Here is a 23,419-nt window from a genome sequence, read left to right on the forward strand (position 1 = left end):
CATCACGCTAAAGCCCACACCCTGCGTTGCCGTTACGCAATGATCAAGCGCGCATGAAATGCGTGCGCTGATATTGATCGCGTCGAATTCCAGTTCAAAATGCGGCGTAAACCTCGGTGTCTTCCTGGCGCATGTGATGAAGCACAATCCGTTTATCCGACTGCTCGGGCGCTTGCGCGTGGGCCGAAAGCTGCTGCTGATTTATCTGCTCGACCTGAGTGCGGTCGTTTATATCAGCAGCATCCTGATCCACGAAAAATATATATCGATCGACTTCTCGCAGAAGGAGATCGTCGGCAATGCCTATCTGGCGACGGTGCGTGACACGCTCGTCGACGTCGCTGCGCGCGGCGCCGGCGGGCAATTCGACACGCAGCACATCGCGCAGACGCGCACCGCACTCACGAACGCCGAGCAGCAATACGGCGCCAATATGCAGAGCAGCGATCTGAACGCACGCCTGCGTAACGCGCTGGACGCGCTCGACCATGCGCCCCGCGCCGCCGAATCCGATGCCGTGCGCGATGCGCTCGCCGCCTGCCGCGATCTGATCACGCGCGTGGGCAATCAGTCGAATCTCATTCTGGACCCCGACCTCGACAGCTATTACTCGATGTCGTTGTCGATCCTGCGTTATCCGGCATTGCTCGACGCGGTTGACGGTATCGGCCATCGCCTGCATGAAGGCGCGAGCGATGCGCAAAAGCAGCGCGAATTGAGCACGCGCTATCTCGTGCTCGAAGGTCAGCTCGACGCCGTCGCACAAGGGCTGCGTTCCGACTTCGCCGAAGCGGGCGCGGCCAACGAAGAGGTCAAGCTCGCGCTCGCCGCGCCGATTGCGCAATTGCTGGGCGCGATCGAAACCTACCGCGACGCGGCACGCACGGCGGTCGCGCACGGCGGCGCCGACGACGCCTCGCGCGCCGCGGCGGATGCGGCCCAGCAGGCGCTCGTTGCGCGCGTGGGCGATGCGTGGCGCGCGACCGGCGCGGAACTCGACACCTTGCTGCACGCGCGCGTAAGCGGCCTGTTCTCGCGCATGTGGCTGCATCTGGGCACGGCTCTGTTCCTGCTGTGCGGCATTCTTTCGATGGTGTATCTGGTGGCGCAGCAAATTTCGCGGCCGCTGCGCCATCTCGCGCGCGTGATGGACACCGTGCGGCGCACCGGCGACCATCGCCAGCGCGCATCGTGGCATAGCCAGGACGAGATCGGCCAGCTTGTCACCGGCTTCAACGACATGCTCGCGCAACTCGATCACGAGCGCGACGTGCAGAAGGAACTCGCCGCCACGGCGCGCGCATCCGAAGCGCAGCACGCGCTGGTGGAAGCCACGCCTGTGCCGATGATGGTCACTGCCGTGCCCGGCCATGAAGTGCTGCACGCCAATCATCCGGCGCTTTACTGGCTCAACGGCTGTACGTCGGACCCGTGGGCCTTCGGGCTCGATTCCGCCGTGCGGGCGCGCTTTTTCCAGCAGTTATCCGATCGCGGCGCCATCGACGAATTCGAAGTGCGCTGGATGGCCAGCGACGAGCCCACCTGGGCGATGCTCTCCGCGCGCCGCCTCACCTTCCAGGGCCGCGATGCGGTGCTCACCGCATTCACGCCGATCAACCAGATCAAGCTGATGGAGCAGCGCCTCGAACTATGGGCCAAAGTGTTCGAAGCATCCTCCGAAGCCATACTGATTCTCGACAACGAACGCCGCCTGTTGACCGCGAACGCATCGTTCTATCGCGCGACGGGCTATCGCGCCGGCAATATCGGCGGCAAGCTGCCGCAATTCATTGTCGCCAGCAATAACGGCGAACCGTTGATGGCGCAACTGACTGCGCTGGTCGATATCGCCAGCGTCTGGAATGGCGAAGCCGTGGTTCGGCGGCGCGCGGGCGGCGACTATCCTGCGTGGCTCATGATCAGCGCCGTGCGCGATAAACGCGGCAGCGTTTCGCACTACATCTGCACGCTGATCGACATTACCGATCGCAAGAAGAGCGAAGCGCGCATCCAGTTTCTCGCCGAGCACGATGTGCTCACGGAATTGCCCAATCGCGAACTCTTCACGCGGCGACTGGGCAGCGCGATCGATCAGGCGCGGCTCACGTGTGGTCGCGTGGCCGTGCTCTTTATCGATCTCGATCGCTTCAAGGACATCAACGATACGTTCGGCCATCATGCTGGCGACGGCCTGCTGCGCTCGGTCTCGCAGCGGCTGCTGCAATCGGTGCGGGCGGGCGACACGGTCAGCCGGCTCGGTGGCGACGAATTCACCGTGCTGCTGGGCGGCGCGGGCGAAGCGAGCGACGTGGCGCATCTGATCGAAGAACGTCTGCTGCCGTTGATGCGCGAGCCGCACACGATCGGCGGCATGACCTTGCAGGTGGCGTGCAGTATCGGCATCGCCATGTATCCCGACGATGGCGAGGATATCGAAACGCTGATGCAGAACGCCGATGCCGCCATGTATCGCGCGAAATCGGGCGGCCGCAATCTGGTCAAATTCTTTTCGCGCGAAATGGCGGAGAGCACGCGCCATCGGCTGGAACTGGAAACGCATCTGCGCACGGCGATCGAGCACGACGAGCTATGGCTCGCCTATCAGCCCTGCGTGCATGCGGGCACGGGCGAATTGACGAGCGTGGAAGCGCTGTTGCGCTGGCAGCATCCGCATCTCGGGCTCGTGTCGCCGGCGGACTTCATTCCGATAGCGGAGGAAACGCGCCTGATCGTGCCGATCGGCGCGTGGGTGATCGACGAAGCTTGCCGGCAGATTGCGCGGTGGCGCGCGGAGGGCCTGCCCGAGATTCGCATCTCGATCAATCTTTCCGTCGTGCAGCTGCGCGACGATGCGCAACTCGTGAACCGTCTGCGTGACAGTCTCGCGGCGCATGGCGTGGAAGCGGGCAGCCTCGAACTCGAAATCACCGAAACCGTGCTGATGGAAAGCGTCGATCGCTATCTGGGCGTGGTCAACGAGATTCGCGCGCTGGGCGTGAAGCTTTCGCTCGATGATTTCGGCACGGGCTATTCGAGCTTGAGTTATCTGCACCGGTTTCCGCTCGATCGTCTGAAGATCGATCGCGCGTTCGTGAACGGCAGGCTGGAGGCAAGCGCCGATCTCGCGGTGATTCGCGCGATTGTCGAGCTTGGGCACGAACTGGGCTTGCGCGTGGTGGCCGAAGGCGTCGAACAGGCGCATGAAGCCGATGCGCTAAGGCGCATTGGCTGCGATGAACTGCAAGGGTTTTTCTATGCGCGGCCCTTGCGGCACGAGGCGCTCGCGCCGTGGTTGCAGACGCGGGCGACGGCGTGGGTGGGCGAGGCGGTCTGAGGCCGGATGCCCGGCATGGCATAATCCCCGCTCCTTTAGCGCTGTTTTTGCCTTATCGCCGTGAGCCGGATTCATCTCAGGCTGGTCAGTCTATTGGGGACGCTTGCGATCCTCATGACGACGCTCGCCCCGGTGATCTCGCATCTGCTCGCGACATCCGCTGCATCGTCCGGCCCGCCGATGACCATGACGATGTCGATGTCCGCGCATTGCGACATGCCGTCGATGCGGCACATGCAAGGCGCCAAACACACCACCAGCGCCACGAGTCGCCACGACTACACCCCCAACGGCGACCTGCAGGACTGCGGCTACTGCAACCTGCTCGCCCATCTGCCCGTGGTGCCCGGCGTGCCCGTCACGCTTGCGCTCGCCACGCGCCTCGTTCATGCGCGCGTCGCGGCATGCTTCGAGCGCCTCGCGCGCGTCGAACCGCTGAGCTTCGCGCTCGCACGCGCCCCGCCCCTGGTCTGACCTGATCGTGCCCGCCTTCGCGGCGATGCGCTTTGGCGCGTCGCCGTGCGTTTGTACGCGCGCCGCCTGGCACGCGTACAGCCGTACAGCTTTACGCTACCAGGACCATCATGTCTGACCATTTCCCGCGCACGGCCGCAACGCTTGCCTGCGCGCTGTTCTGCTCGCTCGCCTTCGCGCCGCGCGTAGCCCACGCCCACGCTATTGCGGGCGACCGCGTCTTTCCGGCGACGATGGCCGTGGACGATCCCGGCGTCGGCGACGAAGCCGATCTGCAGTTCGGCCATGTGCGCGTGCCCGGCGACTCGGGCGACCAGAGCATCAACTCATTCGATTTCGAATACGACAAGCTGCTGACGCCGCGCCTCGCGCTCTCCGTGAGCGGCGGCTACGTGATGCAGAACAACCCCACCGCGCGCGGCTTCGACAACTTCGGCGTCGGCCTGAAGTACCTGCTGTATGTGAACGACGCGCACGAGTTCATGACCTCGGTGGGCGTGGATGCCGATCTGGGCGGCACCGGCAGCCGCGCGATCGGCGATAACTTCTCGACCATTTCGCCCACGCTCTACGCGGGCAAGGGCATGGGCGATCTGCCCGATTCGCTCGCGTGGCTGCGCCCGGTTGCCATCACCGGCGAACTCGGGCCGTCGTTCACCACCGGCGCGGGCCAGCCCAATGCCTTCAACTACGGCTTCACGTTCCAGTACAGCCTGCCGTATCTGCAGCAGCACGTACACGATCTGGGCCTGCCGCAACCGCTCTCGAACCTGATCCCGCTGGTGGAAGTGCCGCTTTCGCGCAGCCAGGGGCAGACGACCGGCACGATCAATCCGGGCTTTATCTGGATCAACCGTTACGGCCAGCTCGGCATCGAGGCGCAGATTCCGCTCAATCGCGCCAGCGGCTCGCACGTGGGCATCCTCGTGCAGACGCATATTTTCTTCGACGACGTGGCGCCGGATTCCATCGGCAAGCCATTGTTCCAATAACCCCGCTCATCCGCTTTCACCGCTTTCTGGAGCACTCAAAATGAAATTCGCTGCATTCCGCCTCGCCGCCGCCGCACTCGCACTGGGCGCCGCGCAACTTGCCTGGGCGCATGCCTATCCGACGCATCAGGAACCGGGCGCCGGCGCCACCGTCACGACCGCGCTGAACACCGTGACGATCGACTTCGACGATGCGCTCGAACCCGCCTTCAGCTCGATCGAAGTCGCCGATTCGAAGGGCAAGTCGGTGATCCACGATAAGGCCGCTGTCGATGCCTCGAACAAGAAGCGCATGTCCGTACCGCTCAACGCGCTGAGCGCGGGCCTGTACACGGTGACGTGGATTGCCGTGGCGGCGGACGGCCATCGCACGACCGGGCACTACAGCTTCACCGTGCATTAAGGCGCACGAAGGCGCACTGAGCGGCGCACGGGAGCAGCGCACGCAGTCTTTCAGCGCGGCAATGCTAAGCTTGCCCGCACCGTGGACTCGCCGCTGCTCGCCATGACTTTCAAGCGTCTGTTGTGCATCGCCCTCGTTGCTGTGACCGCCGTGCTCGTTGCCGCGCCGGTCACGGCCTTCGCGCTGGTCAAACCGCTGCGGGTCGTCGTGCCGACGCTGGTGCCCGGCGTCATCTGCATCAAGGACACGCTCTGCACCGACGATGCCGCGAAGTTCGACGCCGCCCGCGCGCTCTATCACGACGGCTATGCGAAAGCGCGCGACGCAGTCGGGCCGTTTCGCGATGCGCCCCGCGTCGTGTTCTGCTCGACGCCAGCCTGCGCGCACGCCTTCGGCCTGGGCGCACAGGCCGCGCAGACCGTGGGCGACTTCGGCGTGATCGTCGCGCCGCGCGGCTGGAAGTCTTTCTATCTCGCGCACGAACTGATTCATTACCGCCAGGCCGAAGTGCTCGGCAATCTCGCGGTCGCCACGCGGCCGAAATGGCTGATCGAAGGAATGGCGTATTCGCTGAGCGGCGATCCGCGCCATCCGCTCACCGAGCCGTTCGAGCAATGGCGCACGCAATTCGAGGCGTGGCACGCGAGCATCGGCACGCAGGATATGTGGGCCGCAGCGCGCGCGATTCGCTAAGCCGCAGGCCTTGTAGTTTTTACACGCGAGGAGACACCATGACGCCTTCCGAACAGATCGACGCCCTGATCGCCGGCATTCCTGACTGGCGCGCAGAAACGTTTGCCAACGTTCGCAAGACCATCCTCGCGGCTGACAAGGCTATCGTCGAGGAATGGAAGTGGATGGGCAGCCCGGTCTGGGAATGCGACGGCATCATTGCCGTGGCGAATGCGCATAAGGGCAAGGTCAAGCTGACCTTCCAGTACGGCGCGAGTCTGCCCGACCCGGACGGTCTTTTCAACGCGGGACTGGAGGGCAACGCGCGGCGCGCGATCGACTTCTTCGAGGGCGACAAGGTAAACGCGCGGGCGCTCAAGGCGCTGATCCGCGCGGCCATCGAATTCAACCAGCTCAGGAAAGCGGAAAAGCAGGCAAAGAAGGCGCCCGCCGCTAAAACCGCACGGAAAGCGGACGCCTGAACCGCATCAGACCAGGTTAGGCACTTCGCGGATCGGAATGACTTCGCGCGCGCCGCAGGTGCGCAGCAGCTCGCGCAACTCGTTGATGACGGGAAAGACTTCGTGGTTCCAGTCGGCGCCCTGCTTGTCGTGCGCGGCCTGTTCGAGCTCGACGATGGTGCGGTCTTCCGCGAAGATGCGCTCGGTGAACCACACCAGCACCGGCCACGCGATATCGAGCATGAACGGCACCGAAGGCCGGCGGATCGACAGCATGCCGAAGGTGCGGTTGGTGCGCTGTTCCGCGTCCAGCGGCACATAGTTGATCCAGAGGTCCATCACGCGCGTGCCGTCGCTCGAATGGATCTGCAGCGTCTGGAACGGGTATTCGGTGCGGATGGTCATCACGCTCTGATCGGCCGGGTCCGAACGCTTCTTGCTGCCGCCGAACACCAGCGCCTCGCCCGCAGGCTGCTTGCCCTCCATGCGCGAAAAGGTGTAGTCCACCTCGATCCAGCCTTCGCCGCGTCGGCGGCCCAGCGAGCGCGCGCGCATCTGGCCCATCTGGCGGCGATGCAGGAACTGATGGTTCATGTCCATCAGGTTCTCGTGCATGAACGAGTAGTGACACTTGACTTCGCGGCCGAAGCGGCGCGTCTTGTAGGCCTTGTCTTCCGCCGAGGCCAACGCCGGAACCGGCCGTTCGGCGGCCAGCGTGGCGTCGCCCGGAAACACGAAGATCATGCCGTGCGCTTCCTCGCACGGGTAGGCGCGCACGCCGTTGGGCAGGCGCTCGCGGCCGAGATACGGCACATCCACGCACTGACCCGAGCAGTCGTAGGTCCAGCCGTGGTAGCCGCAGCGCAGCGACTCGCCATCGACCACGCCCTTGTGCAGCGGCACCTGGCGGTGCGCGCAGCGGTCTTCCAGCGCGAACACCTTGCCGGACGCGGTGCGATACAGCACGATCGGATCGCCCGCGAAATGCACGCCCAGCGTCTTGCCCGCCTTGAGTTCGCGCGACCAGGCGAGCGGATACCAATGATCGGGGTGAATGGGTACGCGGCGAAGATCGCGCACCGGGGCTTCGCTTGTGGAGCCGTCTAGATAAGGCATTGCACGCATGCGTGATGTCTCCTTGCAGAACCGGGCACCAGCCGCCGATGAGCGCGCAGGCCTTTTGGGCCACCGCGCATCCTTGCCATGGTACGGGAATGCCATGGCCTTCGCTGACGGTTCTGGGCACCGCAAATCTTTCTGAGTAGCAATATAAGTGCCCGCGCATGATGCCAGCCGCCGCGGGGCGTTTTGTTCGTGTCGCGAGAGCTATCGTAGCGCGTTGCCCGGCGGCTTCGCCGGGTTCGCAGCTTGGTAGATACCCGTAACCGGCGCCGGGACGAATCGGCAGACTTTTTCGGTCGACAAGCGGCGCGCGGACGAACCTCCGCAAGACTCAATCGATGAACGTTCAATGTCGATGCCTTCGCATCCACATACTTCGGATTCCCGATTATTTTTATCGATTCAAAAAATGCTGCGTTCTTCGTGGCTGTCACATGACGTTTTTATCCATCTATCAAGCATATTTTCAAGATGATGCTGCGTGCATAGAGCGTACGCTCAACCCCTCAAGCGCCTCTTGATTTTCGTTGTGGGCAGCGCACAATGAGCGCGCAATAGTCGTTGTGTCGTCAGCAAACACCCAGAGAGGACTGAATGAAAATTCCAGAAGGTCTCAGGAAAGTGGTGAATCTGGTGATCGTGGATGAATCCGCTTCATCCGCATCCGCCACGGCAGAGACCGAAAGCGATTCGTCAGCCGCTGCATCAGGCGCGGCTCAGGATGCTCAATCCGCGCAGCAAGGGCAAGCCGGTGCGTCAAGCGGAATCGATGTCACCGACCTTGAAAAGCGCATCGATACCCTCATTCAGGACAATCCGGCCTACGCGCCCTATCGCGCCTTCGCCGAAATGAGCCAGTCGATCGCGGCCGCCGTGCCGGACGAACAGCAGCGCTATCGCGCGGCCCTGCTCGGCGTAAAGACCAATCTCGACTCGCTGCTCGGCGCAGTCAATTCGCATGCCGATGTGCTCGCCAAAGAGCAGCAGAATTTCGCGGCGGCTTACGTTACGCGTTCGGAAGCGGAGATTGCCTCGCTGCGCGAACAGGAAACGCGTCTGAACGACGAAATCGGCGCGCTGGCGCGCGAGCTTGCGGAGAAGAACGCGCAGAAGGACGAAGTCAGCAAGTCCATCACCAGCAAGACGGCGGGGCTCGCGAAGGCGAAGATCGATTTCGAGTCGGTGCGCTCGACGCTCGTGCAGAAATATGACGGCATCGTGAAGAAGCTTCAGGGCTATCTTGGAGAATCGGCACATGGCTAACGACCTGGTGAAGTCCGAGATCAAGAAGCGCGTGCGCTCGTTCTGGGACACGAAAGAAGGCGGCGTGGGCATGGTGGTGGGGGTCGCGGCGCTCGGCGGCCTGGTGTGGGGCGCGGGCAAGGTCATGCCGTATATCGCGCGGCTGATGGAAAACACGGCCGCTGCGGTTTTCTTCGGCGCGATTGCCGTGGGTCTGGTCTACGTGCTCGTGTTCGATTCCACGCTGCGCAGCCGTTTGTGGCTCGCCTATCAGCTTCTGATGAAAGGGCTGACCTATTCGATCATCAAATACGATCCGGCCGCCACGGAGCGCATTCTCTCCAAAGAGATCAACAAGATGATCGACGAAGCTTCGGACGCCCGGGTGAAAGGCGGCGGGCGCGTGGAAGCCGTGCGCAAGACCATCGACGATTTCAAGGAAGAACAGGAGCAGCTCAAGCGCGAAGCCATGGCGATGGCGCGCAAACATCGTCCGCAGGAAGAGATCAATTCGCACGCGCGGCGCATCGGTCAACTCGATGCCGCGATCCAGCGCACCGGCAAGGTCTACGACGAACTGAATGCGACCTACAACAATCTCGTGGACGCCGAAACCGCATTCCGGCGCATGCACGACGAAGCCGAATTCAAGATTCGCCTCAAGGTCAAGGAATACGAGGCCGTGAATTCGATGACGGAAGCGTGGCGCGGGTTCCGGCGCGCATTCAGCCGTACCACGACGGTCAATGAATTGCGCGACATGCTGGTCGATTACATCAACGACGACAGCGCCGCGAAGATGGGCGAAATGCGCGCCTATGTGCAGGACAGCGTGAAAGTGATCGACGCCGTGCAGATTCGCGACGATGTCGATACCGAACGCGGCCTGCAACTGCTCGCCGACCTCAACAGCCGGCAGATCGACTTCACGCCGGCCGCGCGTCTGACCGATCCCGCACATGGATCGTCGGCATCGGCAGGTCAATCGCAGCCGCCGGCGCCCGGCCCGATCGACTATACGCGTTACAAAAACTAAGCCCGCTACAAAAAACCAAGGAGTTTACTCATGCAGTTGACCACCGGTGCGAAGCGCTTCCTCGGCCTCGTCGCAAGTGTCGCGATCGTCTACGGCGCGTACTATGCCTGGCAGCACGGCCTCATCGGCAAACATGGCGATGCGCAGCAGCCGGCCGCGGCGCTCGACGTCGGCAATAACACGACTTCCACGCCTTCCTTGCCCGCAACGCCGCAAACAGCGCAGCAGCCCGCCCCGCAACCGATCCCGGCCAGCTTCACGCCCAACGCGGACACGCGGCAGCAGATCCTGCAAAACCACGTCGTACGCATTTCCGTGGAGAACCCCAGCGAGCCGATCTACGGCGAGACCAACGGCACGCCGCACGGCTTCAACTACGAGTTCGCGAAGCTGCTGTTCGGTCAGCCCGAATTCAATGCGAACGGCCCGGTCACCATCGATACGCATCACGAAGTCAGCGCCTACAAGGACGTGCCGCGTCAACTGCTGGCATCGGATAACGGCGTGCCCGCTGTCGATATCGCCATGGACGGTCTGACCTTCCCCGACAATACGCCCGCCGGCGTGCTCTACACGAATCCTTATCTCGACGATTTCGGCTATGCGCTGATCGTGCAGAAGAATTCGGCGATTCACTCGACGGCGGATCTTGCGGGCAAAACCGTGGGCATTCTGCAGGGCGATCCCGATGTGAAGGCCTTCGTGACGCGCCAATATCCAAACACGCAGTTCGTGGAGGTCAATGACGCCGACGATCAGTTCATCACCAAGGCCGTCGACGGCCATCAGGTCGATGCGTTTATCTACGACTACCCGTTCGCCGTCGAATCGATCAAAGGCAGCGATCTCAAGTTCGCGCAGACCAAGCTCGATGGCTCGTCGATCAGCTACAAGATTGGCGTGCGTGCGAACGACCAGAATCTGCTGGTGTATCTGAACAGTGCGATTGGGCGCGTCAAGCAATCGCCCGCGTATCTGGATCTGCTGCGCAAGTATTTCCGCAGCAATCAGGCCGATGTGATCGCCGCCAGCCACGGTGAGCATACCTACGCCGTCAAGCGCGGCGATACGCTCAACACCATCGCCGCCGCGCAACTGGGCACGGGCTCGCGTTACCGCGATATCCAGCGCCGCAATAACCTGCCGAATCCGAATCTGATTCTGGTCGGCGAACAACTGGTGATTCCGGTGCGTTAAAGCAAAAGCACCTTTATCAAGGCAAACGGGGCAATGCGCAGACGATGCGCATTGCCCCGTTTTCTATGGCTCGCGCCGGCTGCCACGCCCGCGCATTCACTTCGCCATCCTTATCAATATTTTCAAGGAAGCACCAGTTATTTCGACTTGCCTGGCACTTCCCTGCCTAGAACAGACGCGGCGTCCCAACCCAGACGAGCACCGCTTCCTTGCTACCGTTGTTGCTCCAGCCATGCGGCACCGTGGACTGATAATGTGCCGAGTCTCCCGCCTGCAGCACAAGGGCCTTGCCTTCCAGTTCCAGCGACACCTCGCCGTCCAGCACATAGAGAAACTCTTCGCCTGCGTGCGTGGTCACTTCCGAACGTTTCTTGCCGACGGGCAGACGCACGAGGATCGATTCGAGCTGACGACCGCCTGCGGTATTCGTGAGGCGCGCGAACAGATTCGCTGAATCCGCGAAGCCGAAAAACTCGAGCTGATCGCCGCGTTTGACCGAACGTTCCTCCGATGGCGTTTCGATGAAGTACTGCATCGTCACCCCCAACGCCCGCGCAATACCCGATAGCGAAGTCAGCGACGGCGAAGCCAGACCGCGTTCGACCTGCGATAGAAACGGCTTGGAAATACCGGCTGCCCTAGCCGTCTGATCCAGCGTCTGACTGAGCCGCTGACGCAGCGCACGGATCTTTTCGCCGAGCGCCAACGCCATCGGGTCCTGCTTCCCACTTGTAGAAACCATATCAGGAACGTAAATTATCGCCAAAAAAAGTTTGATATAAGTAAATCTCGTTTGATACCCTTGCGTCCTTCCGGAATTTCACTTATATGAACCGGCACCAAAACAGTGCGTCAGCGAAATCCGCGCCGTCACTGTGATGGATTTGAAGAAAAACACGAAATTGTAAACCGGGTGCCTGCGCGATCCGCAGTCCCACCCAGGAGGAGGAGATATGACATCACCTGGCGCCATAAGCGCCGTCCTTGCCAGCGGCCCACCTCCCGGCGCATGCCTGGGCCCGCTTCGCACGCCATCCGCGTGCAATTGCCACTATCGCAGTAAATTCGCAGCAAATTGAGGTCACAATGAATTCAACAGTTTCACGGACGCGATCGTTCTCGACGGTCTTTCTGATCGAGATGTGGGAGCGCTTTGGCTACTACGGCATGGCGGCGCTGCTCGTCCTTTTCATGGTCGAACGACTGGGTTTCAGCGAAGAGCACGCCACGCTCACGTGGGGCGCGTTTGCCGCCCTCGTGTACGCGTCGCCTTCGATTGGGGGCTGGATCGGCGATCGCGTGCTGGGTTCGCGCCGCTCGATGGTGCTGGGCGCGGCCATTCTGTTCGCGGGCTATTTCATGCTCGCGATGCCCAACGATCGCCTCGGCCATATGTATGCGTCGCTCGGCGTGATCGTGGTCGGCAACGGTCTGTTCAAGTCGAATGCGGCCAATCTCGTGCGCCGCATCTATGAAGGGGACGAATCGCGTATCGACGCGGCGTTCACGATCTATTACATGGCGGTCAATATCGGCTCGACGGTGTCGATGCTGCTCACGCCGTGGATCAAGGATCACTGGGGCTGGCATGCGGCTTTCGCGGTCTGCTGCGGCGGCATGCTGCTCGGTATCGCCAACTTCTTCCTGATGCAGCGCACGCTGGCGCAGATCGGCTCGATTCCCGATGCGGAACCGATCCAGTGGCGCCGTCTCGCGTGGGTACTTGCCGGCGGTCTCGTGCTGGGCGCGGCGACCATGTTCGTGCTGCAGGACAAGAAGCTGGCCGTCACCTGCGTGTACACGGCGGGCGTGGCGATTCTCGCGATCTTCGGCTGGATGCTGATGACCTGCGAACGCCAGGAGCGTGCGGGCCTCGTGGCCGCGCTGATTCTCGTGCTGCAGGTGATCCTGTTCTTCGTGTTTTATCAGCAGATGTCGACGTCGCTCACGCTGTTCGCGGTGCATAACGTCGATCCGGCGTTCCGCCTGTTCGGCACGACGCTGTTTAGCTGGAGCGCGGCGCAGTTCCAGGCGCTCAATCCGATCTGGATCATGCTCATGAGCCCGATTCTCGCGACGCTCTATTCGCGTCTCGCGAGCCGTGGCGGCGATGTGCCGGTCGCAGCCAAGTATGCGCTCGGTTTCGTGGTGGTATCGGCGGGCTTCTTCGTCTATGCGCTGAGCGCCCGTTACGCTGTCGATGGCCGCGTGTCGTCGTGGTTCATGGTGGCGGGTTATGGCCTCTACTCGCTGGGCGAGCTGCTGGTGAGCGGCCTGGGCCTCGCGATGATCGCGCGCTACGTGCCGGCTCGCATGAGCGGCTTCATGATGGGCGCGTATTTCGTGGCCACGGGCGTGTCGCAATACCTGGGCAGCGTGGTCGCCACGTTCGCGAAGATGCCGGAAGGCAATCTCTCGCCGCTCGAATCGCTGCCGCTGTACACGCGGCTGTTCGACGGTCTGGGCTGGCTCGCCGCGGCAGGCGCGCTGCTCGCGATCCTGCTGCTGCCGCTGATGGGCCGCCTCTCGCGCGCGCACCAGCAGCAAGCCGAACAGAACGTCGCTGAAGGCGAACTCGCAACAAAGTAATGTTGCAAAGGAGGCGCGTGGCATACACGTCGCGCGTCTCTTGAGCGGAATCGTTGCGAGCGCATCGATTCCGCTCACATCCCGCCTTTGCGCAGGCTAGAATCGGCAACGCGTTTTCATATGAGGAAATCCGCGATGACCGAGACGATCGCCAGCGACACCCTTTCCGCCGATATCGCCCTGCCCGTCAAACGGCAACTCGACGCCTATAACGCGCGCGATATCGACGCCTTCATGGCCTGCTGGGCCGACGACGCCCAATACTACGAATTCCCCTCGCGACTGCTGGCCAGCGGCGCGCCGGAGATTCGCGCGCGCCATCTCGCCCGCTTCGAAGAACCGCATCTGCACGGGCATCTGGTGCATCGCGGTGTGGTGGGCAATATGGTTGTCGATCAGGAACGCGTGACGCGCGATTTCCCCGAAGGTGTGGGCGAAATCGATGTGCTCGCCATCTATGAAATTCTCGACGGCAAGATCGCAAAGGCCTGGTTCAAGATGGGTACGCCGCGTCTGCACGAGGACGGGGCATAACAGCAAAGTGGTTGTGCGCGCAATTAATCGACATCAATCGGCGATTGATGCGCGCACAGCATTCAAGCCGCATTCAAGCGATGACCGCGTTATCGCTTGCCAGCAACGGCGGCAGATGCTCGCCCGCAAACTCGATCCACGTGCGCACCTTCGCGTCCAGGTATTTGCGCGAAGGATAGATCGCGTAGATGTTGCGCACATCCAGCCGATACTCGGGTAACACGCGCGCGAGACGCCCGGCCATGAATTCGCGCACGAAGGTCGAAGCCGGCAATACGCCCACACCCATACCGCAAGCGAGCGCCTCGGCCAGCGCTTCAGGCAGGTTCACCGCGAACGGCAATTTCTGCGGCGAGAACGTCGCCTGCCCCGCGTCGTTTTCGAACACCCATGATTCCGATTCCCCCGACGGCATCACGAGTTTCAGGCACGCATGCTGGTCGAGATCGGCAAGCGATTGTGGCGCGCCATGACGCGCGAGATAACCCGGCGACGCGCACATCACGCTATAGAAACTGCCGAGCGAGCGCGAAATATAGTTCGATTCCTTGAGCGACTGTGCAAGCACGATAGAGACATCGAGGCTCTCTTCGAGCAGATCGGGCATGCGCTGATGCAGCGTGAGATCGACTTCGACCAGCGGCTGCTGCTCCATATAGCGCGAGATGAGCGGCACCACATAGCGCGTGCCGAAACCACTCATCGAATGAATGCGCAGGCGCCCGGAAGGCACCACCGTTGCATTGCGCGCTTCGGATTCGGCCTGTTCGAGATCGTCGAGAATATGGCGGCTGCGCGCGAGAAAACGCTCGCCCGCTTCGGTCAGCGTGATCTTGCGGGTGGTGCGGTTGAACAAGCGCGTCTGCAGATGCGCTTCGAGTTCGGATACCGCGCGCGAGGTATAGGCCGTGGTCGTGTTGAGCGTATTGGCCGCGGCCGTGAAATTGCCCGCGTCCACGACACGTATGAAGACCCGCATGCTTTGGACGAGGTCCATGAATCACCGCCGGAATAAACGTTGCTTCGTATGAGGGATAGGAATGCCGGCACGCGCGGCTGGCCGTGCCTGTTCACGAAGCGAAGTATATCCCGGCGTGCAGACGGCTTCGACACGCCCTGAGGCAATTTAAAGCCGCTCAGAAACCTTCGAGCACGATCTTGCCGCGCGCGCGGTTGGTTTCGATCAGTTCATGCGCGCGACGCAGATTCGCCGCGTTGATCGTGCCGAAGCGTTCGTTGAGCGTCGTGCGCAACACGCCTTCGTCGATCAGTTGGGCGGCGCGATCGAGCAGTTCGTGCTGGCGAATCTGGTCCGCCGTGCCGAACATCGAGCGCGTGAACATAAACTCCCAGTGCAGCGATACGCTCTTCGACTTGAGCTTGCGGAAGTCGAATACCTCGGGATCGTCGATCAGCGCGAGACGGCCTTGCGGTTTGATCGACGCAACGATCTCGTCGAAATGGCGATCGGTCTGGTTCAGGCTCGCAATGGCTTCCACGCCCTCGATGCCGATACGCTTGAGTTCCTGCGAAAGCGGCTTCGTATGGTCGATCACATGATGCGCGCCCAGATCCGTGATCCACTGCGCCGTTTCAGGACGCGAAGCCGTGCCGATCACCGTGAGGCCGGTCAATTGCCGCGCCAGTTGCACGAGGATCGAACCCACGCCGCCCGCGGCGCCAATCACCAGCAAGGCCTGGCCGTTCGGCTCGCGCGATGCTTCGACGCCCAGCCGGTCGAACAGCAGTTCCCAGGCCGTGATGGTGGTCAGCGGCAGCGCCGCCGCCTGCGCGAAATCGAGCTTCTCAGGCATATGGCCAACGATGCGTTCATCCACCACATGCAGTTCGCTGTTGGTGCCGGGACGCACCAGCGAACCCGCGTACCAGACCCGATCGCCCGGCTTGAAAAGCGTCACGTTCGCACCAACGGCGCGTACCACGCCGCTCGCGTCCCAGCCCAGCACCTTCGGCTGAGCGTCTTCGGGCGCCATGCGCATACGCACTTTCGTGTCCACTGGATTGACCGAGACCGCACGCACCTCGACCAGCAGATCGTGCGCGCCCGGCGTCGGATCGGGCAGTTCGAAATCGATCAGCGATTCAGGATCGGTAATCGGCAAGCTGCGGTGGTAGCCAATCGCTTTCATCATGTTTCTCCAGTTGCGGACGGTTAGAGGCAAAGACAAATCAGCGAACCTGCGGCATCGGTTCGAAATGAATCAGTTCGGGGTCGGCGGCGAAATGCGGCCAGAGCATGCGCAGAAAGGGCTGGAAATCGGCGTGCGCCATGAAGGCGCTTTGCGCATCCAGACTGTCCCACTCGATTTCCAGCACGTAGCATGCGCTGTCTTCGCATTGCGGACCGAGACGGTGCCCGCGATAACCATCCTTGTTCGCAAGCAGCAGGCTGGCGCGCTGCCACACGGCATCGAACGCCGCTGCCCGCTCGGGCCGCAAATGAAAACGCGCGATGGCAATCACCACGTTGCACCTCCCGTTGCGTTCGCGATTCGTCATGGGAGGAATGATGGGCGAAATCGCGCGGGTAACCCAGAGGGCACGCGCGCAATCAGTTTCAAAGCAGAATTGAAAATGCCGGCTGAGGAAACCGGCGGTCCCGCGCTCAAGCCAGATAGGCCGCGAAACGCTGCTGGAGAAAGTCGCGTAGCGCGCTGACCGTGGGCGAAAGCATCGCGCGGTGCGCACAGACGAGATGAAGCGGTGCGTGTTCGGTTTCGAAGGCCGGCATCGCGGCTTCAAGGCGGCCGGCCTTGAGATCGGCGAGCACGTCCAGGTGCGATTTATAGGCGAGGCCCAAACCCGCCAGCGCCCATTTGCGCACGAGTTCGCCATCGTCGCAACTACGATTGCCGTGCACGCTCACGACAATCGGCTCGCCTTCGCTGAAGAAGGTCCAGCGGTCGTGCAGCGTCTCGCTCAAGGCGAAACGCAGGCAGTTGTGGCGCGACAGATCCGCAGGCGTTTCCGGCTTGCCGTGGCGTGCGAAATAGTCGGGCGTCGCGCATAGCACGCGGCGGTTGCCGGGCACGAGCGGCAGCGCCACGAGACTCGAATCCTCGGGCACGCCATAGCGGATTGCCAGACCAATGGGCGCGCGAAACATATCCGCGATCTGGTCGCCGATATGCACCTGCAACGACACCGCCGGATGCAGCGCCTGAAACGCGTCGAGCCATTCGACCAGCACGTTGCGCCCGAGATCCGAAGGCATCGAAAGCGACACCGTGCCGCCGATCATCTTGCGCCCGTGCGCGACGGCGTTCTGCCCGGCTTCCAGTTGCTCGATGGCGTTGCGCGCGAATTCGAGGTAGCGCTCGCCATCGGCGGTCAGGCGCAGGCTGCGGGTCGAGCGCGCCAGCAGCCGCACGCCGAGTTCGGCTTCCAGCCGCTTGAGCCCGGCGCTGGCTACGGCGGGCGTGAGATCGAGCTGGCGCGCAGCGGCAGACAGACTGCCGTTGGCCGCGGTGGATACGAAAATCACCAGGTCTTCGAGTCGGATCATGAAGGTGCGCTACTGTAGCCGTCAGACCAGATAGGGTTTCAATACTTCGGATGCCTGAGCGAATTTATCTTCGAGAAAATCGAGCAGCGTGCGCACGCGCGGCGCCATATACGGCGTGCGCTGGAACAGCGCGTTCACCGGTACATCGGGACAGCGCCACTGCGGCAGCAGCAGTTTCAGACGCCCCGCCTGCAAATCCGCGCCGATATCCCAGATCGATTTCATCACCACACCGCGCCCTTCGATCGCCCATTCGCGCGCGAGCGCGCCATCATTGGTCTGGCGTGCGCGTTCGGGCTGCGCGGTAAACGACGCGGTTTCGCCGTCACGAATGAAACGCCAGTTATTCGCGAGGCCCGCTGCCGAGCCGAGCAGAATGAAATCGAGTTGATCGAGTTCGTCGGGATGGCGCGGCATGGCGTGAGCCGCCAGATAGTCGGGCGATGCGCACAGCGCGCGGCGATTGTCGGCCAGACGTTTGGCAACCATGCCGCTGTCCGACGGCACACCAAAGCGGATCGCCATGTCGATATCGTCCTGCAGCAGATGCGAAAGCGAATCGGACAACACCAGCGTAAGCGTGACCTGCGGATGCTGCGCGTTGAATTCGTCGAGCCAGTGACGCAGTACCGAGCGCCCGAAATCCGATGTCGCCGAAACACGCAGCGTGCCGCTCACCGTTGCGCGTCCCGCCTGCAACGCAGCCCGCGCGTCTTCGAGGGTTTGCAGCGCATGCTGGCAGTGCGCGAGATACACGCGGCCTTCGTCGGTCAGGCGCAACCGGCGTGTGGATCGCTCGAAGAGTTGCGTGCTCAACGTGCCTTCGAGCTTCACAAGCCGCGCGCTGGCCGCAGCAGGCGACAGCCCAAGCTTTCTGCCCGCCGCCGAAAGACTGCCCTGACTGGCCGCTTCGACGAAAAGCCGGATGTCACCGAGATTGTCCATAGTCCGTGATGATGAGTTTCAGTTTGCCGCACGGCATCGGCATGTTACCGCGATCGGCGATGGCGTGTTTCATGAGGCAAACGTTTGGCTCGTCGCGCTCGAACGCGTCCCTGTAGCAACACAGGGACGCGCGATTCATCGATCAGCTTTTCTTCTTTTCCTTTTCCGAAGCGTGCTGTTGCGCAGCAGGATGCGGCTGCGACGGGCCAGGACCGTGCGACGCCATTGCGGCCGGTTGCGGACCGGTTGCGCGCGCAACGGAATGCGACTCGCCTGCTCCACCTCGCGACGGCCCGCCCATGTGATCGGCCATATTTCCGGCGGGGCGCACAGCATGATCGGGCAGGCGGCCGTCATGACGCGCCATGACGTTGTGCAGTTCGTCACGTCGATGGAACACATCGGCGCGATGATCGCCATGTGCATAGAACTGGCGATGACGGATTCCGTCCGGTCCCGTGACCCAGATATAGGTGGTGCCGCCGACAAACACCACGTCGCGATCGGCCACGACCGCGACATTCGCGTCATACGGCATGGGTTCGTAGACTTCGACGGGTTCCGGCGGCGGCGGCGTCAATACTGCGGAAATCGTCGCGCCAACATTCGGAGCAAGAACCAGATTGCCTTGAGGATCGGTAACACACCCGGTTAGCGCGATCGTTGTTGTCAGTGCGGCCCAATACAGATTTATAGTTTTCAAGTTGACTCTCTTTTTGTTTGAATTTACATCGACAGCACCCGTACAACGGCTGTTGCCTATGCTTTCTTGAGAGCAACGTTTGGTTCTATTTATTTCAAACGTTTACATCTTGTTCTTCCATCTTTATGTGCGAGGCGTTGCGATTCTGTTGCAGCGCCTGATGCATGGCCGTGGCATCGCGTTTGGGCGAATTGCCGAACATGCGTGCATATTCGCGGCTGAATTGCGATGCGCTTTCGTAACCCACTTCGAACGATGCGGTCTCAACGTTCGCGGCACACGAAATCATCAGGCGCCGCGCTTCGAGCAAACGCAACTGCTTCTGATATTGCAGCGGCGTTAAAGGCGCAATCGCCACCGATTTCAGCGGCAGCATCGTGCGCGACAACCCGCAAGTCAATAAGGCGGTAGTGGATCACACCGCGCTGGGTCGCGTGGGACTGCCCGAAGATGTCGGCCCCGTGATTGCCGGTCTACTGTCCGACGAATTCGGCTGGGTCAACTCCCAGCGCCTCGAAGTCGCGGGCGGTATTCACATCTGATCTGATCGCCCTGGTGGCACGCGGCGCGTTTCAACTGATGAAAGCGCGCCGCGCAGGGTAATGTAAGCCCTGTAAGCAGTCGGTCAGGCAAACAATTTGCTCAGGCATTGCGCGGCCTTATCACCCTTTCTTTCCGGCCGCCTGACCATAGGGAGAATCTGCAATGAAAAAGCTGCTTCTGATTGCCGCCACGACGCTCGTCTCGCTTGCCGCCATTCAACCGGCTTTTGCCTACGATCACCACAATTGCCATAAGGTAAAGGTGCATCATCATTGGGAAACGCGCTGCCATCATTGAATTGCGATCGACGACTGTCGCACACTTGCGCTGTCCGGGAATTTGAGGCGGACACAGCAGCGTTTTGCTATATGATCCTCGTTTGAATTTTCCGGATACTTTCTCGTGCAGATTTTCGTCGACGCTGACGCTTGCCCGTCCGTCATCAAAGACATGTTGTTTCGGGCCGCGCGCCGCGTCGAGGTCTGCGTGACGCTAGTTGCCAATCAATACCTGCGCACGCCGCCTTCGCCGTTCATCAAGGCGATTCAGGTACCGGCCGGTTTCGACGTCGCCGACGCGCGTATCGTCGAACTGGCCGAAGCAGGCGACCTTGTCATCACCGCGGATATTCCGCTTGCGGCCGCGGTGCTCGACAAGGGCGGACATGCACTCGATCCGCGCGGCAACTGGTTCACGCCCGACACGATCAAGGAACGCCTGACGATGCGCGACGTGATGGAACAATTGCGCAGCACGGGTATCGAAACGGGCGGCCCCGCGCCGTTTTCCACGCGTGACAGCAACACCTTCGCGAGCCAGCTCGACCGGTTTCTCGCGCGTCACGCCCCATCGCCCGGAAAGTCGAAATAAACCGGAATAAGCCTTTCAATCAGGCTTCTTTCAATTCACCCGCGAGCGGCACATTGCCCGAAGGGCTCATGGCACGCGGTTGCAGCATCAACGCGACGAGCCCCGTCCAGCCCGTCTGATGCGAGGCGCCAATGCCGCGCCCGTTATCGCCATGAAAGTATTCGTGGAACAGCACCAGATCGCGGCAACGCGGATCAGCCTGCAATTGCGGATACGCGCCCATGACCGGGCGCTCGTTGCGGTCGTCCAGCAAAAATAGCGTGGTGACACGCCGTGCCAGTTCATCGGCGATCTGCGCGAGCGACAGTTTCGAGCCCGATCCTGTTGGATATTCCACGAGAAATTCGTCGCCGTAATAGCGGTGGAATTCGTACAACGATTCGATCAGCAGATAATTGACCGGCATCCAGATCGGGCCCCGCCAGTTTGAATTGCCGCCGAATACGCGCGAATCGGATTCCGCCGGCAAATATTGCACGCCGAAATTACAGCCGTTATATCGGTAGACAAAAGGTTCTTCCAGATGCGTACGGGACAGCGCACGCACGCCATGCGCCGATAAAAACTCGCTTTCGTCGAGCACGCGCTTCAAAAGCGCTTTCATACGATGTCCGCGCAAGAGCGAGAGCAGCAAGGCATTGCCTTCGCCCGGCTGATTCCAGCGTGACACGAGCCGCGCAAGATCGGGGCGATGATCGAGAAACCAGATCAACCGGTCGCGCAATCCCGGCAGGCCGCCATGCACCTGTTCTTCCAGCACGCGCACGGCGAACAACGGAATCAGACCGACAATCGAACGCATCCGTAGCGGCTCGATCGTGCCATCGGGCAGCCGCAATTTGTCGTAGAAGAATTCATCGACGCTATCCCACAGGCCCGTATCGCAACCATCGTCGCAACTGACTGCACCCGCGATATACAGAAAGTGCTCGAAGAATTTCACGCCGATATCGACAAACACGTGATTCGCAAACGCCAGTTCGAGCGCAATGCGCATGAGGTCCAGCGCATACGCGGCCATCCACGCGGTTCCATCGGCCTGATCGAGCCGCCCGCCCGTTGGCAGCGGCGAAGAGCGATCGAAAATGCCGACGTTATCGAGCCCGAGAAAACCGCCCTGAAAAATATTGTGGCCGTCCGCGTCCTTGCGGTTCACCCACCAGGTAAAGTTCAGCAGCAGTTTATGGAAAATGAGTTCGAGAAATTCGCGGTCTCCGTGACCCGTCATTGAACGGTCGATTTCATAAACGCGCCACGCGGCCCACGCATGCACAGGGGGATTGGCATCGCCGAACGCCCATTCGTAGGCGGGAAGCTGACCATTCGGATGCTGATAGCGGTCCTTCACCAGCAGCAACATCTGCTTCTTCGCGAACATGGGATCGACCAGCGCGAAAGCCACCGCCTGAAACGCCAGATCCCAGGACGCGTACCACGGGTATTCCCATTTGTCCGGCATCGAAAGAATGTCGCCGTTACACAGATGCCGCCAGTCCGAATTGCGCCCGCGTTGACGGCTCGCGGGCGGCGTCGGTTGCAGCGGATCGCCTTCGATCCAGCGGTTCACATCGTATTCGTAATACTGCTTCGACCACAGCATGCCCGCGAGCGCCTGGCGCTGCACGAGGCGCGCATCGGCGCTTTCGATGTCGTGCTGCAGCGCTGCGTAAAACGCGTCCGCTTCGGCGATCCGGTGTGCGAAAAGCGCGTCGATATCGAGCGGCACATCTTCTTTCGGCGTAGAAAACGGCCGCCAGCGAAGCGTGACGACAGCGCGCCCATGCGCGGCCAGTTCGAGATGCACGCGTGCCGCGGCCTTCGTTCCGGCGTCGTGGCGAATTGCAGTTTCCTCGCCGTGCACGATGTAATCGTTGAAGCCATCCTTGAATGGCCCCGTGCCATCCATGCCGAAAAGCCGCTTTACATTGGTGTCGTTTTCGCAGAACAGCCATTCGACATTCATGGCCTCTTTCGACGCGGCTGTCACGATCAGCGGTTCATGTTTAGGGCCGCGCGCAACCACATGCTCGCCTTGCGCCGATGAAACCAGCGTGAGCGAAGGCTTGCCGTCCTGCGCCTTCCACGACCACGTATTGCGCGCCCAGATCTGCGGCAGCAGATCGATGGCCGCGTGCTGGCCAGCGCGATTCTCCACCGTGATACGCATGACGACATCTTCCGGCGTGTGCTTCGCATATTCGATCTGCACATCGAAGTAATTATCGTCGTCGAATATACCGGTATCGAGAATCTCGTATTCGGGCACGGCGGTGCTGCGCCGCGCGTTTTCGTCGATCAGATCCTGATACGGAAACGCACCCTGCGGATACTTGTAGAGCATGCGCATATAAGAATGCGTGGGCGTGCCGTCGAGATAAAAGTACAGTTCCTTGACGTCCTCGCCGTGATTGCCTTGTGCATTCGTGAGGCCGAACAGCCGCTCTTTCAGAATAGGATCGCGGCCATTCCATAGCGCGAGCGCGATGCACCAGCCAAGGCGATCGTCACCGAAGCCGGCGAGACCGTCCTCGCCCCAGCGATACGCGCGCATGCGCGCGTGATCGTGCGGGAAGTCATCCCATGCAGTACCGTGCTCGCTATAGTCTTCACGCACCGTGCCCCATTGCCGCTCGCTCAGATACGGTCCCCAGCGCTGCCAGCGTGCGTAATCGCTCGAATACAGGCGTTGACCTTCGGTGGTGAGGTTCAGACCGGCGGCGCGCTGCAGCATGGGCATCCTCTTGTTGGCTGGCCGTCCGGGCGGGCGGGACGGCGG

The 23,419-nt window shown here is 61.7% G+C and carries 23 protein-coding genes and 1 pseudogene; 14 read left to right on the forward strand and 10 right to left on the reverse strand.

What is annotated here, in order from left to right:
- The first annotated feature begins 136 nt into the window (after nt 1–136).
- The 6 genes from U5A67_RS13690 (at nt 137) to U5A67_RS13715 (ending at nt 6,357) form a co-directional block, all read left to right on the forward strand.
- On the forward strand, nt 137–3,334 hold the full coding sequence (locus U5A67_RS13690) for an EAL domain-containing protein (protein WP_321814728.1): 3,198 nt from the start codon (nt 137–139) through the stop codon (nt 3,332–3,334).
- Between the two features lie 60 nt (nt 3,335–3,394).
- Nucleotides 3,395–3,808 carry a DUF2946 domain-containing protein gene (locus U5A67_RS13695; RefSeq protein ID WP_321814727.1) on the forward strand — a complete coding sequence of 138 codons (414 nt, stop codon included), beginning with the start codon at nt 3,395–3,397 and terminating at the stop codon, nt 3,806–3,808.
- A gap of 110 nt (nt 3,809–3,918) precedes the next feature.
- The gene (locus U5A67_RS13700; RefSeq protein ID WP_321814726.1) at nt 3,919–4,800 is read left to right on the forward strand and encodes a hypothetical protein; all 882 of its coding nucleotides are present in this window, start codon (nt 3,919–3,921) and stop codon (nt 4,798–4,800) included.
- 40 nt (nt 4,801–4,840) lie between these two features.
- Nucleotides 4,841–5,203, forward strand: a complete 363-nt coding sequence (locus U5A67_RS13705) for a copper resistance protein CopC (RefSeq protein WP_205985818.1) — start codon at nt 4,841–4,843, stop codon at nt 5,201–5,203.
- A gap of 102 nt (nt 5,204–5,305) precedes the next feature.
- A complete protein-coding gene (locus tag U5A67_RS13710; protein ID WP_321814970.1) occupies nt 5,306–5,896 on the forward strand; it encodes a hypothetical protein in 591 nt (196 codons plus the stop codon).
- Between the two features lie 38 nt (nt 5,897–5,934).
- A complete protein-coding gene (locus U5A67_RS13715) occupies nt 5,935–6,357 on the forward strand; it encodes a DUF1801 domain-containing protein (RefSeq protein ID WP_205985816.1) in 423 nt (140 codons plus the stop codon).
- A 6-nt stretch (nt 6,358–6,363) separates the two neighbouring features.
- Here the strand turns inward: U5A67_RS13715 and U5A67_RS13720 are convergent, their stop codons facing one another.
- The gene (locus U5A67_RS13720; protein ID WP_205985815.1) at nt 6,364–7,461 is read right to left on the reverse strand and encodes an aromatic ring-hydroxylating oxygenase subunit alpha; all 1,098 of its coding nucleotides are present in this window, start codon (nt 7,459–7,461) and stop codon (nt 6,364–6,366) included.
- A gap of 591 nt (nt 7,462–8,052) precedes the next feature.
- On the opposite strand from U5A67_RS13720, the gene U5A67_RS13725 reads away from it, so the two are divergent.
- From U5A67_RS13725 to U5A67_RS13735, 3 genes are read left to right on the forward strand one after another with little or no spacing between them, the layout of a single operon-like run.
- Nucleotides 8,053–8,721, forward strand: a complete 669-nt coding sequence (locus U5A67_RS13725) for a hypothetical protein (protein ID WP_205985814.1) — start codon at nt 8,053–8,055, stop codon at nt 8,719–8,721.
- On the forward strand, nt 8,714–9,736 hold the full coding sequence (locus U5A67_RS13730; protein WP_321814725.1) for a hypothetical protein: 1,023 nt from the start codon (nt 8,714–8,716) through the stop codon (nt 9,734–9,736). Before U5A67_RS13725 ends, U5A67_RS13730 begins: the two co-directional genes overlap by 8 nt.
- 30 nt (nt 9,737–9,766) lie before the next feature.
- Nucleotides 9,767–10,933 (forward strand): LysM peptidoglycan-binding domain-containing protein, encoded by a 1,167-nt coding sequence (locus U5A67_RS13735; protein WP_321814724.1) that lies wholly within the window; start codon nt 9,767–9,769, stop codon nt 10,931–10,933.
- A gap of 166 nt (nt 10,934–11,099) precedes the next feature.
- Here the strand turns inward: U5A67_RS13735 and U5A67_RS13740 are convergent, their stop codons facing one another.
- Entirely contained in the window at nt 11,100–11,675 is a 576-nt protein-coding gene (locus U5A67_RS13740) for a helix-turn-helix domain-containing protein (protein ID WP_321814723.1), read from the reverse strand.
- A gap of 344 nt (nt 11,676–12,019) precedes the next feature.
- On the opposite strand from U5A67_RS13740, the gene U5A67_RS13745 reads away from it, so the two are divergent.
- Together U5A67_RS13745 and U5A67_RS13750 are read left to right on the forward strand one after the other, a co-directional pair.
- On the forward strand, nt 12,020–13,522 hold the full coding sequence (locus U5A67_RS13745) for an oligopeptide:H+ symporter (protein ID WP_321814722.1): 1,503 nt from the start codon (nt 12,020–12,022) through the stop codon (nt 13,520–13,522).
- Nucleotides 13,523–13,657: 135 nt separating this feature from the next.
- Nucleotides 13,658–14,056, forward strand: coding sequence for a nuclear transport factor 2 family protein (locus U5A67_RS13750; protein WP_321814721.1), 399 nt, complete (start codon nt 13,658–13,660; stop codon nt 14,054–14,056).
- A 73-nt stretch (nt 14,057–14,129) separates the two neighbouring features.
- On the opposite strand, the gene U5A67_RS13755 is transcribed toward U5A67_RS13750, so the two are convergent.
- The 7 genes from U5A67_RS13755 to U5A67_RS13785 form a co-directional block, all read right to left on the reverse strand.
- On the reverse strand, nt 14,130–15,053 hold the full coding sequence (locus tag U5A67_RS13755) for a LysR family transcriptional regulator (RefSeq protein ID WP_205985808.1): 924 nt from the start codon (nt 15,051–15,053) through the stop codon (nt 14,130–14,132).
- A gap of 139 nt (nt 15,054–15,192) precedes the next feature.
- A complete protein-coding gene (locus U5A67_RS13760) occupies nt 15,193–16,206 on the reverse strand; it encodes a zinc-binding alcohol dehydrogenase family protein (RefSeq protein ID WP_205985862.1) in 1,014 nt (337 codons plus the stop codon).
- Nucleotides 16,207–16,246: 40 nt separating this feature from the next.
- Nucleotides 16,247–16,543, reverse strand: a complete 297-nt coding sequence (locus tag U5A67_RS13765) for an antibiotic biosynthesis monooxygenase (protein WP_321814720.1) — start codon at nt 16,541–16,543, stop codon at nt 16,247–16,249.
- Nucleotides 16,544–16,682: 139 nt separating this feature from the next.
- Complete coding sequence (locus tag U5A67_RS13770; protein ID WP_321814719.1) at nt 16,683–17,582, reverse strand: LysR family transcriptional regulator; 900 nt, start codon at nt 17,580–17,582, stop codon at nt 16,683–16,685.
- Nucleotides 17,583–17,603: 21 nt separating this feature from the next.
- A complete protein-coding gene (locus U5A67_RS13775; RefSeq protein ID WP_205985805.1) occupies nt 17,604–18,527 on the reverse strand; it encodes a LysR family transcriptional regulator in 924 nt (307 codons plus the stop codon).
- Nucleotides 18,528–18,669: 142 nt separating this feature from the next.
- Entirely contained in the window at nt 18,670–19,230 is a 561-nt protein-coding gene (locus U5A67_RS13780) for a hypothetical protein (protein WP_321814718.1), read from the reverse strand.
- A gap of 94 nt (nt 19,231–19,324) precedes the next feature.
- Nucleotides 19,325–19,606 (reverse strand): helix-turn-helix domain-containing protein, encoded by a 282-nt coding sequence (locus tag U5A67_RS13785; RefSeq protein ID WP_321814717.1) that lies wholly within the window; start codon nt 19,604–19,606, stop codon nt 19,325–19,327.
- On the opposite strand from U5A67_RS13785, the pseudogene U5A67_RS13790 reads away from it, so the two are divergent.
- The 3 genes and pseudogenes from U5A67_RS13790 to U5A67_RS13800 form a co-directional block, all read left to right on the forward strand.
- Nucleotides 19,575–19,772, forward strand: a pseudogene (locus tag U5A67_RS13790) (SDR family oxidoreductase); the annotation flags it as partial. The gene U5A67_RS13785 and the pseudogene U5A67_RS13790 overlap by 32 nt on opposite strands.
- A 163-nt stretch (nt 19,773–19,935) precedes the next feature.
- Nucleotides 19,936–20,070 carry a hypothetical protein gene (locus tag U5A67_RS13795; RefSeq protein WP_277397934.1) on the forward strand — a complete coding sequence of 45 codons (135 nt, stop codon included), beginning with the start codon at nt 19,936–19,938 and terminating at the stop codon, nt 20,068–20,070.
- A gap of 105 nt (nt 20,071–20,175) precedes the next feature.
- Complete coding sequence (locus U5A67_RS13800; protein ID WP_321814716.1) at nt 20,176–20,643, forward strand: YaiI/YqxD family protein; 468 nt, start codon at nt 20,176–20,178, stop codon at nt 20,641–20,643.
- 19 nt (nt 20,644–20,662) lie between these two features.
- Here the strand turns inward: U5A67_RS13800 and U5A67_RS13805 are convergent, their stop codons facing one another.
- A complete protein-coding gene (locus tag U5A67_RS13805; protein ID WP_321814715.1) occupies nt 20,663–23,380 on the reverse strand; it encodes an MGH1-like glycoside hydrolase domain-containing protein in 2,718 nt (905 codons plus the stop codon).
- Between the last annotated feature and the right edge of the window lie 39 nt (nt 23,381–23,419).

The sequence above is a fragment of the Paraburkholderia sp. J69-1 genome (genome assembly GCF_905220255.1).
GTDB lineage: Bacteria > Pseudomonadota > Gammaproteobacteria > Burkholderiales > Burkholderiaceae > Paraburkholderia.